General features: G+C 69.6%; 9 protein-coding genes. 8 read left to right on the forward strand and 1 reads right to left on the reverse strand.

The window, feature by feature from the left end; genetic code table 11:
* The first annotated feature begins 55 nt into the window (after nt 1–55).
* From BM333_RS00150 to BM333_RS00185, 8 genes are all read left to right on the forward strand, one after another.
* A complete protein-coding gene (locus tag BM333_RS00150; RefSeq protein ID WP_092306108.1) occupies nt 56–2,134 on the forward strand; it encodes a glycoside hydrolase family 97 protein in 2,079 nt (692 codons plus the stop codon).
* Between the two features lie 29 nt (nt 2,135–2,163).
* Entirely contained in the window at nt 2,164–3,693 is a 1,530-nt protein-coding gene (locus BM333_RS00155; RefSeq protein WP_092306109.1) for an MFS transporter, read from the forward strand.
* On the forward strand, nt 3,690–4,628 hold the full coding sequence (locus tag BM333_RS00160; protein ID WP_092306110.1) for an alpha/beta hydrolase: 939 nt from the start codon (nt 3,690–3,692) through the stop codon (nt 4,626–4,628). Before BM333_RS00155 ends, BM333_RS00160 begins: the two co-directional genes overlap by 4 nt.
* A gap of 10 nt (nt 4,629–4,638) precedes the next feature.
* Nucleotides 4,639–7,023: a glucan 1,4-alpha-glucosidase gene (locus BM333_RS00165; protein WP_092306111.1), complete on the forward strand. Its 2,385-nt coding sequence runs from the start codon at nt 4,639–4,641 to the stop codon at nt 7,021–7,023.
* Nucleotides 7,024–7,061: 38 nt separating this feature from the next.
* The gene (locus BM333_RS00170) at nt 7,062–8,081 is read left to right on the forward strand and encodes an NAD-dependent epimerase/dehydratase family protein (RefSeq protein WP_092306112.1); all 1,020 of its coding nucleotides are present in this window, start codon (nt 7,062–7,064) and stop codon (nt 8,079–8,081) included.
* A 100-nt stretch (nt 8,082–8,181) separates the two neighbouring features.
* Nucleotides 8,182–9,171, forward strand: coding sequence for a GSU2403 family nucleotidyltransferase fold protein (locus BM333_RS00175; RefSeq protein ID WP_092306113.1), 990 nt, complete (start codon nt 8,182–8,184; stop codon nt 9,169–9,171).
* A gap of 301 nt (nt 9,172–9,472) precedes the next feature.
* Nucleotides 9,473–10,003: a hypothetical protein gene (locus tag BM333_RS00180; protein WP_092306114.1), complete on the forward strand. Its 531-nt coding sequence runs from the start codon at nt 9,473–9,475 to the stop codon at nt 10,001–10,003.
* Nucleotides 10,004–10,010: 7 nt separating this feature from the next.
* Nucleotides 10,011–10,535 (forward strand): hypothetical protein, encoded by a 525-nt coding sequence (locus tag BM333_RS00185; RefSeq protein ID WP_092306115.1) that lies wholly within the window; start codon nt 10,011–10,013, stop codon nt 10,533–10,535.
* A 70-nt stretch (nt 10,536–10,605) separates the two neighbouring features.
* On the opposite strand, the gene BM333_RS00190 is transcribed toward BM333_RS00185, so the two are convergent.
* Complete coding sequence (locus BM333_RS00190; RefSeq protein ID WP_177221764.1) at nt 10,606–13,422, reverse strand: M16 family metallopeptidase; 2,817 nt, start codon at nt 13,420–13,422, stop codon at nt 10,606–10,608.
* Nucleotides 13,423–13,665: the final 243 nt, after the last annotated feature.

A 13,665-nucleotide genomic window follows, 5' to 3' on the forward strand; every position in this document is an offset into this window, starting at 1 on the left:
GTTCTGCGCCGCTGCGGCCGCGCTTGGCAAGTCCCTGTTCCCGGAGCGTCTCCCGATGATCAACCGCCGTTCCCTGATCACCACCAGCGCCGCGATCGCCGCGGTTCCGGTCGCCGCTTCGGCCCAGGAAGCCGCCCCGGCCGGCGGGCCGCAGCCGGGCGTCGCCCGCGCCGCCTCCCCGGAGGGTGTGCTCTCCGTCGAGGTGGAGGCCAACAACGACGGCTTCGTCTCGTACTCGGTCAGCCGGCTGGGACGGCGGATCATCGCCCCGTCCCGGCTGGGTTTCCTGCTCACCGACGCGAAGAAGCTGGAGCGCGCCTTCGGCATCCTCGATCAGAGCGTCACCAGCCATGACGAGACCTGGGAGCAGCCGTGGGGCGAGCGCCGCTTCATCCGCAACCGCTACAACGAGCTGCGCGTCCAGCTGCAGGAACGCTGGGGCGACATGCGCCGCATGGACGTGGTGTTCCGCCTCTACGACGACGGCCTCGGCTTCCGCTACGAGTTCCCGGAGCAGGAGAACCTCAAGACCGTCAACATCGGCGCCGAGCTGACCGAGTTCGCGGTCGCCGACCCGGGCACGGCCTGGTGGCTGCCGGCCTTCGAGTACAATCGCGCCGAATACCTCTACAACCGGACCGACATCGACGCGGTCGGCGTCAGCCAGACCCCGCTGACGATGCGGCTCGAGGACGGGACCCACATCTCGATCCACGAGGCGGCGCTGGTCGACTATTCCGGCATGAACCTGCGCCGGGTCGAGGGCGGCAAATTCCGCGCCATGCTGACGCCGGGCCTGACCAGCGCGGCGGTCGTGCGCGAGGCCCCCTTCCATACCCCCTGGCGCACCCTGCAGATCGCCGACCAGGCCGGCGGGCTGGTCGAATCCAGCCTGATCCTGAACCTCAACGAGCCCAACAAGCTGGGCGACGTCAGCTGGTTCAAGCCGATGAAATACGTCGGCATCTGGTGGGACATGCACCTCGACACCAGAAGCTGGAACTCGGGTCCCAAGCACGGCGCCACCACCGAATACACCATGCGCCACATCGACTTCGCGGCCGAGCACGGCTTCGGCGGCGTGCTGGTCGAGGGCTGGAACGTCGGCTGGGACGGCGAGTGGTTCGGGACCGGCTGGAATTACAGCTTCACCCAGCCCTACCCCGACTTCGACATCGAGCGCGTCGCCGCCTACGCCCGCCAGAAGGGCGTCGAGATCGTCGGCCACCACGAGACCGGCGGCAACGCCTTCCACTACGAGCAGCAGCTGGACGCCGCCTTCGCGCAGATGCAGCGCTTCGGCTGGCATTCGGTGAAGACCGGCTACGTCGCCGACGCCGGCGGGGCCCGCGTGGCCGACGGAAACGGCGGCTCGGCCCTGGCCTGGCACGAGGGCCAGCACATGGCCCGGCACCACCTGCACGTCGTCGAGACGGCGGCGAAGTACGAGGTCGCGGTCAACGCCCACGAGCCGATCAAGGACACCGGCCTGCGCCGGACATATCCGAACACCATCAGCCGCGAGGGCGCGCGCGGCATGGAGTACGCCGCCTGGGGCCAGCCGGCCAATCCGCCGGAGCACGAACCCAACCTGGTCTTCACCCGCCTGCTGGCCGGGCCGATGGATTACACCCCCGGCATCTTCGGCATGCAGACTCGCGTCCCTGAGGGCGTGGCCACCACCTGGGCCAAGCAGCTGGCCCTCTATGTGGTCATCTACAGCCCGATCCAGATGGCCGCCGACCTGCTGGAGAACTACGAGGCCAATCCGGCCCCGTTCCAGTTCATCAAGGACGTGGCCGTCGACTGGGAGGACACCCGGGTGCTGAACGGCGAAGTCGGCGACTTCGTCACCATCGCCCGCAAGGACCGCAACTCGGATGAGTGGTTCCTCGGCTCGATCACCGACGAACGCCCGCGCGTGCTGACCGCCCCGCTCGGCTTCCTCGATCCCGGCCGCCGCTACCGCGCCGAGATCTACGCCGACGGTCCGGGGGCCAACTTCACCGACCACCGCACAGCCATCGACATCTCGGCCCGCGAGGTCACCTCGGCCGACGTGCTGACCCTGCGCCTCGCCCCCGGCGGCGGCCAGGCCATCCGCTTCGTGCCGCTGGGCCGCGCCCGCCGTTGACCTGACGATCGGCGGGGAGGCCGACGCCCATGACCACCACCACCCCCGAAGGCCTCGCTCCCGGCGCCGCCGCCGCCGTGCGCCCGCGCCTGAGCGGATGGTCGATATGGAACATGTGCGTCGGCTTCTTCGGCATCCAGATCGGCTTCGGCCTGCAGAACGCCAACACCAGCCGCATCTTCCAGACCCTCGGCGCCGAGGTCGACAGCCTTGCCATCCTGTGGATCGCGGCTCCCCTGACCGGCCTGCTGGTCCAGCCCATCGTCGGCTATTTCAGCGACCGCACCTGGACGCGGCTCGGCCGGCGCCGGCCCTATTTTCTGGTCGGCGCCATCCTGACCACCCTGGCGCTGATCATCATGCCCCACAGCCCGTGGCTCTGGATGGCGGCGTCGATGCTCTGGATCATGGACGCCTCGATCAACATCACCATGGAGCCGTTCCGGGCCTTCGTCGGCGACAACCTGCCCGAGGAGCAGCGCACTGCGGGCTATGCGATGCAGAGCTTCTTCATCGGCGCTGGCGCGGTGTTCGCCTCCTGCCTGCCGTGGATGCTGACTGAGTGGTTCTCGGTTGCGTCCACCGCGCCCGAGGGCGTGGTGCCGATGGCGGTCCGCATCTCCTTCTACGTCGGCGCCGCGGCCCTGCTGGCGGCGGTGCTGTGGACCGTCTTCACCACCCGCGAATACAGCCCCGCACAGCTCGACGCCTTCGAGGCCGGGCGCGACGCGGGTCACGCGCCGGGCGCCGCCCGCACGCAATCGGCCTGGTACACCGGCGGGCTTCTGTGGGCTCTCGCCGGCTCTCTCAGCGTGGCGGCGGTGGGCGCCTTCGAGCTGCAGAAGGAGCTCTACATCCTCGCCGGCTTCGTGCTCGCCTTCGGACTGATGCAGATGGCCGCAGGCGCCCTCGAGGCGGCCGGGCGCTCCAACGCCCTGACCGCCATCATGGGCGACATCTTCGCCATGCCGAAGACCATGCAGGGCCTGGCCGTGGTCCAGTTCTTCAGCTGGTTCGCCCTGTTCGCCATGTGGATCTACCTGACCCCGGCGGTCACCGCCGTTCACTACGGCTCGCCCGACCCGACCTCGGCCGGCTACGGCGAGGGGGCCAACTGGGTCGGGGTGCTGATGGGCGTCTACAACGGCGTCGCCGCCCTCGCCGCCTTCCTGATCCCGGTGCTGGCCGCCCGCACCGGCCTGCGCGGCGCCCACGCAGTCAACCTCACGCTGGGCGCCGCCGGCTTCCTCGGCGTCTTCCTGATCCGCGATCCGGCCATGCTGTGGCTACCGATGATCGGCGTCGGCTTCGCCTGGGCCAGCATCGTGTCGATGCCCTACGCCATCCTCGCCAACGCCGTGCCGGGCCGGAAGATGGGCCTCTACATGGGCGTCTTCAACATCTTCATCGTCGTGCCCCAGCTGGTCGCCGCCACCCTCCTCGGGGCCGTGCTGAACGGCGTCTTCGGCGGCCAGCCGATCTTCGCCCTCATCCTCGGCGCCGTCAGTTTCCTGATCGCCGCCGGCGCCAGCCTGCTGGTCCCCAAGGAGGGCGCGTGACCCCGTCGCGGCGCAGCCTGCTGGCCGGGCTCGCCGCCCTGCCCATGGCTTCGGCCGCGCGCGCCGACGCCCCCCGGCAGGGTCGGCTGGTCGAACACCCCGCCTTCCCCTCCGCCCACGCCGGGCCGCGCGACATCACCGTCTGGCTGCCGCCCGGCTATGACGAGAACCCCGCCGCCCGCTGGCCGGTGCTCTACATGCACGACGGCCAGAACCTGTTTGACGCGGGCCGCGCACCCTATGGCGCCGAATGGGGCGTGGACGAGCACCTGGCCCGCCTGGCTGCAACTGGCCAGGTCCGCACGCCAATCGTGGTCGGCGTCGGCAACACGCCGTTGCGCCTGCGCGAATACCTGCCCTCCGGCCTGATCCGCGCCCTGCCCGGGGACATGCGGACGGACCTCCTCGGCATCTACGGCGGCGAACCGCTCTCGGACGGCTACCTGCGTTTCCTCGTCAACGAGCTGAAGCCGTTCGTCGACAGCGCCTACCGCACCCGCCCCGGCCGCGACGACACCGTGATCATGGGCTCCAGCATGGGCGGGCTGATCTCGCTCCACGCCCTGATGACCCGGCCCGACGTCTTCGGCGCGGCAGGTTGCGTCTCGACCCACTGGCCGCTGAAGATCGAAGCGCTGGAGAACCCGGCCGCCCTTGACCAGTGGCGCGAGCGGCTGGTCGCCGCCTGGACCGGCGTGGTGCGCGACGGCCTGCCGCCGCCCGGAGCCCATCGCCTCTACTTCGATCGCGGCGACGAGACGCTCGACACCTTCTACGCCGAGTTCCAGTCGCGCATCGACGAAACCGTTCGCGCCGCCGGCTGGGGCCCCGACCGCTTTCGCTCGCTGGTCTTCCCCGGCGCCGCGCACAACGAGGCCAGCTGGAACCAGCGCCTCGACGTCCCCCTGACCTTCCTGCTGCCGCCTTTAGCCTGACGAGCCCGCCATGCGCCTGATCCCGACCCTCCTCGCCGGAACCGCCCTCGTCGCCCTCGGCGCCTGCGCCTCGACGCCGGCCATGCCGGACGGGAGCGTAGCGCTCGACCCTGTCCCCTCGGTCGCCCCCGGCGCGCCCGGCGCTGCGCCCACATGGGTCAACGCCGCCAAGACTGGCGCCGGCGCCTCGTACGAGGCTTACGTCGACGGCCAGTACCGCGATGGGGGCTCCACCGGCGACGTGTCCCGCGTCTGGTTCTCCATCGCCGACGGTGTCCTGACCGAGACCATGTACGGCCTGATCCACGAGGCCCAGATCAAGCAGCTGCGCTTCGCCGTGGTCACCGAAGACGGCTCGTCGGTCGAGGGCACGGACACCACCCACCGCACGGAATATCTGCACGTGGACGCGCAAGGGCGCCCCCTCTCCCCCGCCTACCGTGTGATCACCACGGACAAGGCTGGTCGCTACCAGATCGAGAAGCGCATCTTCACGGATCCCGAGCGGCAGGCGCTGGTGGTCCGCACGACGCTCCGCGCGCTGGAGGGGGACATCACGCCCTACCTTCTGCTTGAGCCGCACATGGCCAACACCGGGGTGGGCGACCAGGGCGAGGCGATGACGAGCGGCCTCTTCGCCTCGGAGGGCGACGTCCACATGGCGCTGCGCCCCAGTCAGCCCTTCGCGGCCGCCAGCGCCGGCTTCGTCGGCGCCTCGGACGGTCTGACCGACCTCGCCGACGGGGATCTCGACGCCCTCTACCGCACGACCGGCGACGCCCCCGGCAACATCATGCTGACTGGCGCTCTGCCCACGATCCGCGCCGGTCAGTCGCTGACCCGCGACTTCGTGATCGGCTTCGGCGACACCCGCGCCGCCGCGGCCGCTGCAGCCGACGCCTCTTTTGCCGCCGGCCTCGACGAGGTCCTCGCGCGCTTCAACGGCGAGGGCGAGCGCGTCGGCTGGGAGGACTACATCGCCTCCCTCGACCAGCTGCCCCGCCTCGCCGAACAGTCCACCGACGGCGGCCGGCTGGCCTACGCCTCGGCCCTGATGCTCAAGGTGCAGGAGGACCGCACCCACGCCGGCGCCCTGATCGCCTCGCTGTCGAACCCGTGGGGCGACACCGTCGACGCCTCCAATCCCTCGACCGGCTACAAGGCGGTCTGGCCGCGCGACTTCTACCAGGTCGCCATGGCGCTGCTGGCGCTCGGCGACACGGAGAGCCCGCTGGCCGCCTTCCGATACCTGCCGCAGGTGCAGGTCGACGCCGACACCCCCGGCAATACCGGCGCGACCGGCTGGTTCCTGCAGAAGACCCACGTCGACGGCGAGATCGAATGGGTCGGGGTCCAGCTCGACCAGACGGCCATGCCGATCATGCTGGGCTGGAAGCTGTGGAAGGCCGGCCTCGTTTCCGACGCCGAGATGACCGCCATGTACGGCCGGATGATCAAGCCGGCCGCCGACTTCCTCGTCGACGGCGGCACGGTCGGCATCCTCTGGAACGACCGAACCATCACCCCGCCGTGGACCCAGCAGGAACGCTGGGAGGAGCAGGAGGGCTATTCGCCCTCCACCACCGCGGCCGTCATCGCCGGCCTGACCACGGCCGCCGAGATCGCCCGCGCCTCGGGCGATCCGGCCTCGGCCGACCGCTACCAGGCCGCCGCTGACGACTACGCCTCGAAGATCGAGAGCCGGATGTTCACCACCAACGGCGAATGGGGCGACGGCCGCTACTTCGTGCGCATCACCCGCAACGAGGATCCCAACGACAAGGCCCCGATCGGCGAGAACAACGGCCAGCCGGCGCATGCGGAAGACAAGATCATCGACGGCGGCTTCCTTGAGTTGGTCCGCTACGGCGTGCGCGCGCCGGGCGCCTCCTCCATCCTCGCCACCCTGCCCGAATACGACGACCAGACCCGCGAGGATCGCTTTCGCGTCCGCTACGACGTGAACGGCGTCCCCGCCTTCCGCCGCTACGGCAACGATGGCTACGGCGAGCAGACCGACACCGGCGGGAACTACGGCGTCGGCGGCGAGATGCACCCCGGCCAGCGCGGCCGGCTGTGGCCCTTCTTCACCGGCGAGCGCGGGCACTATGAGCTGTCGGTCCGCCTCGCGCGGGGCGAGAGCGACTTGACCCCGATCCGCAACGTCTACGTTCGCGGCATGGAATCCTTCGCCAACGGCGGACTGCTGCTGCCGGAGCAGGCATGGGACGGCGTCGGCCACCCGACGGCGCATGATTACGAGCTCGGCCAGGGCACCAACTCCGCCACTCCCCTGGCCTGGACGCACGCCGAATACGTCAAGCTGCTCCGCTCGCTGGCCGACCGCGCCGTCTGGGATCGTTACGCCCCCGTCGAGGAGCGCTACGCCCGCTGACGCTGGTGCAACGGCCCCGCCGGAGCTAACGAGGGCGGATGAGCAAGGGTCCCGTCCTCGTCACCGGCTCGGCCGGCTTCGTCGGCTATCACACCGCGCGCCGGCTGCTGGCGCGCGGCGAGACCGTCGTCGGCGTCGACAATCTCAACGCCTATTACGACCCGGCCCTCAAGCGGGCGCGGCTTGAGCGGCTCCAGGCCCTGCCGGGCTATGTCCATCACACCCTCGACCTCGCCGACCGCGACGGCATGCGCGCCCTGTTCGCCGAGCACGCGCCGCGCCGCATCGTTCACCTCGGGGCCCAGGCCGGCATCCGCTACAGCGTCGAGAATCCGGAGAGCTACGTCGACTCCAACGTCATCGGCTTCCTGACCGTGCTGGAGGGCGCCCGCGCGGTGCAGGCCGAGCATCTCGTGTTCGCCTCGACCAGCTCGGTCTACGGCGCCTCCGCGGCCCTGCCCTTCTCGGTGCAGCAGGGGGTCGCCCACCCGCTCAACGTCTACGCCGCCACCAAGATCGCCAACGAGGCGATGGCGCATTCCTACGCCTACATCTTCGGCATCCCCTCGACGGGCCTGCGCTTCTTCACCGTCTACGGCCCGTGGGGCCGTCCGGACATGGCCCTGTTCAAGTTCACCGGCGCGATTCTCGAGGGCCGGCCGATCGACGTCTACGGCGAGGGCGTCATGGAGCGGGACTTCACCTACGTCGACGACATCGTGGACGGCGTGGTCGCCGCCCTCGATGACGTCCCGGCCGCCGATCCGGCCTGGCGCGCCGACGCACCGGGCCAGGCGACCAGCGGCGTCGCGCCCTGGCGGCTGCTCAATCTCGGCGCCGGCCGGCGCGAAAAGCTGTCGCGCTACATAGAGGTGCTGGAACAGGCGTTGGGGCGGAAGGCGATCCTCAACGTCCTGCCGACCCAGGAGGGCGAGATGACCCGCACCGAAGCCGACGTGACCGAGACTCGTCTGGCGCTCGGTTACGACCCGAAGACGCCCATCGACGTCGGCGTCCACCGCTTCGTGGAGTGGTACCGGGGCTTCTACGACGTCTGAGGCGACTGCCGCGGGTCGCTTTGCAGACAGCACGCTCGCACGCGTACCGTCGGTCACGAACCGCTCGCTTTATACAGACAGGTTCGGCATAAGTGTCTGTATGAGGCGACCCATCAGCCCGACGCTGCGCACCCTCATCGCAGAGCTGCAACAACAGCTCGAGACCGCTCCCGCGGCTGGATCCGTCTATCGTCGGACGACACAGGCCGGCGAATACATCTATGCGAAAGTCCGGGTCGGCAGCACCCGTATAGATCAGTTTGTCGGCAAGGCTGGCGACAAGGAAGCCGAGGCGCATGCGAAGGCTCTTCAACTCGGGGCGTCGCTTGCAGCGGAACGACGGCGCTTGGTGTCGACGCTCAGAAGCCAGGGAATTGCCGCTCCCGATCGAACAATGGGAGCAGTGCTGGATGCACTCGCACATGCCGGGCTGTTCCGCGCTGGGGCCGTGCTCGTCGGAACCTCTGCCTACCTTCTCAGCGAACCCTTGGTGGGGAGCCGTCTGCCTTCTCCGACGCTCATGACCGGCGACGTCGATGTCGCTGCAGCCAGCCTTGCGCTCACGGCCGATCCGCCCGAGAAGCTTGAGGCCATCCTCAAGCGCGCGGACGAGACGTTCGAGGGGCTCCCACAGCTTTCGCGCAAGGCGTCTCGGTCGAGATTTCGGAACGCCGACGGTTATCTCGTGGAGCTCGTAACGCCCACCCGCAAACGAGACGATCCCAATCCGCTCGAACTTGCAGCCCTGGCTGCAGGAGCGGCGCCGCTGCAGCATCTGGCCTGGCTGATCGAAGATGCGGTGCGCACAGCCGCGCTTTGGGGTTCGGGCGTTCTGGTCAACGTACCTCAGCCGGCGCGCTTCGCCGTGCACAAGCTGATCCTCGCCCAACGGAGAGACGCCGCGAGCCGCTTGAAGAGAGCCAAGGATCTCGCACAGGCCGGCGCACTCATTGAGGCGCTGCGCGTCGATGACCCCTTCGCTCTTGAGGATGCGCTCGCGGATGCTCGAGCCCGGGGCGAGACGGGTTGGCGGCGCCCCATCTCCCGCTCACTGCAAGAGCTGGGGATCACGGACCTTGCACCCGACTGAACCCAGCGTGCTGCAAAAGGCCTTCAACGGCTGCTGAAGCTTTCGAATGTTGCGACCCGGCAAGCTGTTGGCGCGCCCGCCTGCGGCGCCGCGCGTACAGACAGGTTCATCGAATCTGTCTGTACGGATCAACGGCTCCCATAGCGTCACCTTCAAGCGGATCATCCGAGGCAGCCCCCACGAGGTGTTTTTCAGCGCTTGGACGACCATCGGGCCCGTCAGGTTCCGGAAGGGCCGCGGCATTGACCTTGCGGCGGCTCCGCAGCAGCCTTCGCGGCATCAGCGCCACGACGGAGCCTGCATGCTCGCCGCCGCCATCGCCCTCGCCCTCGTCGCCCAGACCACCGCTCCAGCGGCCGGCGAACCCGCACGATGGGGCGAGCACGAGTGGCGCAACGGCGCCGGCTTTCTGTCGCGCCACTATTTCGAGAACCGGACCGGGTTTCCGTCAGCCCACTACCTGCTCAACAGCACCCGGCCCGGGTCCATCCATCACCTGTTCAACGCCACCTCGGCGGGGTCGTCCCACTTCTGGGAGAATGGCGTGCGTCCCGGCAGTCGCCACTTCTGGAGGAACGGGCACGAGCCGGGCAGCCGGCATTACTGGGAGAACGGCCGCGGCTGCCTGAGCCGCTACGGGTGGGCCAACACCACGAGCTGCACCGCGGCGGAGGTGAGAGTCCTGCAGGTCCTGTGCGTGGCCGAGGCCATCGACATCGCCCCCTGCCGCGCCGTCAACGCCCTGTTCGACGATTGGGCGACCCGCTCCGACTTCGCGGGCCCCGGCTATTTCGCCGACATCCTTGCGCGCATGCGCCACTCCGACCGGTAGACCCGCCATGCTCGCAGCCGCCCTCGCCGCCGCCGTGCTCGCCGCCGCGCCCCAGACCTCGCCCGGCTACGCCTGGGGCGAACGGGAATGGGACGACGGGCGAGGACCGCTTTCCCGTCACTACTTCGAGTACGGCGACCGCTACCCTTCCGGCCACGATCTGTTTTACGGCGACCGGACGGGCTCCTTCTACTATCTGGTTTTCGGCAATCGGAGCGGGTCGGCCTACTTCTGGCGCTACGGTCGCGAAGCGGGCTCGTCCTACTTCTGGCGCTACGGCCGCACCGCCGGCAGCGAGTACCACTGGCGCTACGGACGCGGTTGCCTGAGCGAGACCGGCTGGCGCGAGGGCGCCGCCTGCACCGCCGCGGAGGTCGTCGCCTTCCAGACCGCCTGCATCGCCCAGGTCATCGACATCGCCCCCTGTCGCGCCATCAACGCGCGACTGGACGCGTGGCTCGCGAACGCAGGGACCATGAGCAGCCGACCGCCCGCTGACGTCGTCACGGAAATGCGCCGGGCCCCCGATTAGGAGCCGCCGACGAAGAAGGGGCGGGCCCTCGCCGGACCCGCCCCCGCTTTTCGTCCGCGGCGACCCGGCCCTACGGGACCGGCTGGCCGTGGATGTCCACCACCTGCACGTCGCCGATGCCGAGCGCACGGATCTTCGGCTCGATAGAGGCCCGGTCGCCGACCACCACCCAGGTCGTGGGTCCGTCGCCGACGATCCCGCGGGCGGCCTCGGTAGCCTGCGCGCCGTCCATGCTGCTCACCCGGGTCGCGTAGGTGTCGTAGTAGTCGTGCGGCACCCCCCAGACGACCATGTTCTGGAGCTCGTCGGCGATGGCGGCGTTGGTCTCCCAGTTGCCGGCCATGCCCTGGACCATATTGGCGCGGGCCGCGGCGATCTCCTCGTCGGTCAGCGGACGATCGCCGACCACCTCGGTGAGCTCGCGCCGCAGTTCGACCAGGCTCTCGGCGGTCTTGTCCGACTGCACGCCGGCGCTGACTGCATAGATCCGCTCACCACGCCCGAAGGGTACGCCGCCGCCGGCGCCGTAGGACCACCCCTTGTCCTCGCGCAGGTTCATGTTGATGCGGCTGGTGAAGGCGCCGCCCAGGGCGGTGTTCATGGTGTCGATCGCCGCCTCCGTGGCCGGATCGAACGCCGCCACCGCGCGGCCGGCGATGATGGTCGACTGCGGTCCGGCGCGGTCGACGATCAGCACCCGCGGCTGCCCCGCCTCCGGCGCGTCGGCGGGGCCAGGCCGCTCCGGCAACGGCGTCGAGGGCGCCCGCCAGCCCGCAAAGGCCCGCTCCAGCTTCGGCGTCAGCTCGGCCAGGGTCGTGTCGCCGACCACCACCAGGGTGGCGTTGTCGGGCCGGAACCAGGTCGCGTGCCAGGCTTCGGCGTCGGCGGGGGTCAGGGCGGCGACCGTTTCGGCGGTCCCGGAAGCCGGACGACCGTAGGGGCTCTCCGGACCGTAGATGTCCCGGTTCAGCACCCGGCGGGCGATGGCGCCGGGGTTGCGGTCGGCCTGCTGGATGCCGGCGATCTGCTGGGCCCGCGCGCGCTCGAAGTCCTCGGGCCGGAAGGCGGGGTTCAGGATCACGTCGGCGTAAAGGTCCAGCGACGGATCGAGCCGCGAGCTCAACGCCGTCATCGAGACGTTGGTCGAATTCGTGCCGGAGCCGGCCCCAAGGGTGGCGCCCAGCAGCTGCAGCCGGTCGCTGATCTCGAGCGCGTCGAGAGTATCGGTGCCGTTGGTCATCACCGACGGCGTCAGCTGGGCCAACCCCGCCCGGGCGTCCGCATCGACCACCGCGCCGGCGTCGAGGATCAGGTTCATGGACACCGTGGGCACGCTCTCGCGCCGCACGAACAGCACCTTCATGCCGTTCGACAGCTGCGCCTGCTCGATGTCGGGGAAGACCGCCTGTTCGGTCGATCCGGGCGGCGGCATGCCCTGGCTGCGATCCACGCCCGTCGCGCTGGCTGCGTAGTCGGGGAAGGGCAGGACCTGCAGCGAATAGCTGCCGTCGGTCAGCCACTCGCGCCCGGCTTCGGTCAGATTGGCCGGCCGGGCGGACAGCAGGCGCTGGTAGGAGGCCCTCCACGCGCCGGGGTCGCCCTGGAACACCTGGCTCTCGGCGAGGATGTCGGACTTGCCGCCGAAGCCGCCGATACGCTCGATGCCGCGGACGAAGGCGGCGCCGACGCTGGTGCGGGCCCGCTCCAGCTCCTCGGCGGTCGGGCCGTCGCGCAGCAGCCGTTCCATCTCCTCGTCGACGATGGCCTCGATGCGGTCGAGATCCTGGCCCGGCTTGGCGGTGACCATGACCATGAACTGGCTGCCGATCTCGCGCTCCGCGTTGAAGGCGGCGACCTGGGTGGCGATCTGCTCGTCGAACACCAGGCGGCGGTACAGCCGCGAGCTGCGGCCCGAGGTCAGGACCTGAGCCAGCATGCCGAGGTAGTCGGACTCGGCCGTGCCGCCCGGCGGCGTGTTCCACACCTTGTAGAGACGCGGCTGGCCGACGCGGTCGTACATGGTCTCGCGCAGTTCGCCGGTCATCCGCGAGATCATCTGCACCGGCTGGGTCACCGGCGGGCCGGGCGGGATGTCGCCGAAGTAGCGTTCGACCTTCTCGCGCGCCTCCTCGGGCGTGATGTCGCCGGCCAGCACGATGGTGGCGTTGGCGGGGCCGTAGTAGTCGCGGAACCATTGCTGGACGGTCGGCAGGTCGGCCGCGTTCAGGTCGTCCATCGAGCCGATGACGGTGTGGCCGTACGGGTGGTCGTCCGGGTAGGTCGCGGCGGTGATGGCGTTCCACACCCGCCCGTAGGGCTGGTTCTCGCCCTGCCGCTTCTCGTTCTGGACCACGCCGCGCTGCTCATCCAGCCGCGCCTGGTCGATGGCGCCGAGGAGGTGACCCATGCGGTCGCTTTCCAGCCACAGCACCGAGTCCAGCGCCGAGGTCGGCACGTTCTGGAAGTAGTTGGTCCGGTCGGTGTTGGTGGTGCCGTTCTGGTCGGTCGCCCCCAGCAGCTCCGTGCCCTTGAAGAAGTCGGTGTTGTAGTTTTCCGAGCCGTTGAACATCAGGTGTTCGAACAGGTGGGCGAACCCCGACCGCCCCTGCGGCTCGTTCTTGGAGCCGACGTGGTACCAGATGTTCACCGCCACGATCGGGGCCTTGTGGTCCTCGTGGACGATCACCGTCAGGCCGTTGTTCAGGGTGAACCGGGTGTAGGGGATATCGACCTCGGGCAGAGGCGGCAGCTGCTCTCTGGCCTGGACGGCCGAGGCGGCCGGAGCGACGGCGGCGAGGTCGACGACCTGGGCCTGGGCGCCGGCGGCGCCGAGCAACAGGACGGCCGAAGCCGCGCCTCCGAGCAGGGCAAGGCGGATGGTGCGCATGAAGAACCCCCTGAGCGACGCTGGAACGTGCAAACGCAAGTGGTAAACGCGCACGGCCCGGTGGCAAGCCTCTTTCGTCGGGGCGGCCCGGCAAATTCGTGCATCAGGCATGCGACGCGAGCCGCGGCAGGAAGCGGCGCCGCAGCATGCTGCGGCGCACAAGAAAAAATATTGCGCGTTGCAGCGCAATAAGCTCCTATCCGGTTCCGCGGGTCGGGCGTGGGGCCACGGACCGGCATCAGC

This window comes from Brevundimonas viscosa, assembly GCF_900116065.1.
Lineage (GTDB): Bacteria > Pseudomonadota > Alphaproteobacteria > Caulobacterales > Caulobacteraceae > Brevundimonas > Brevundimonas viscosa.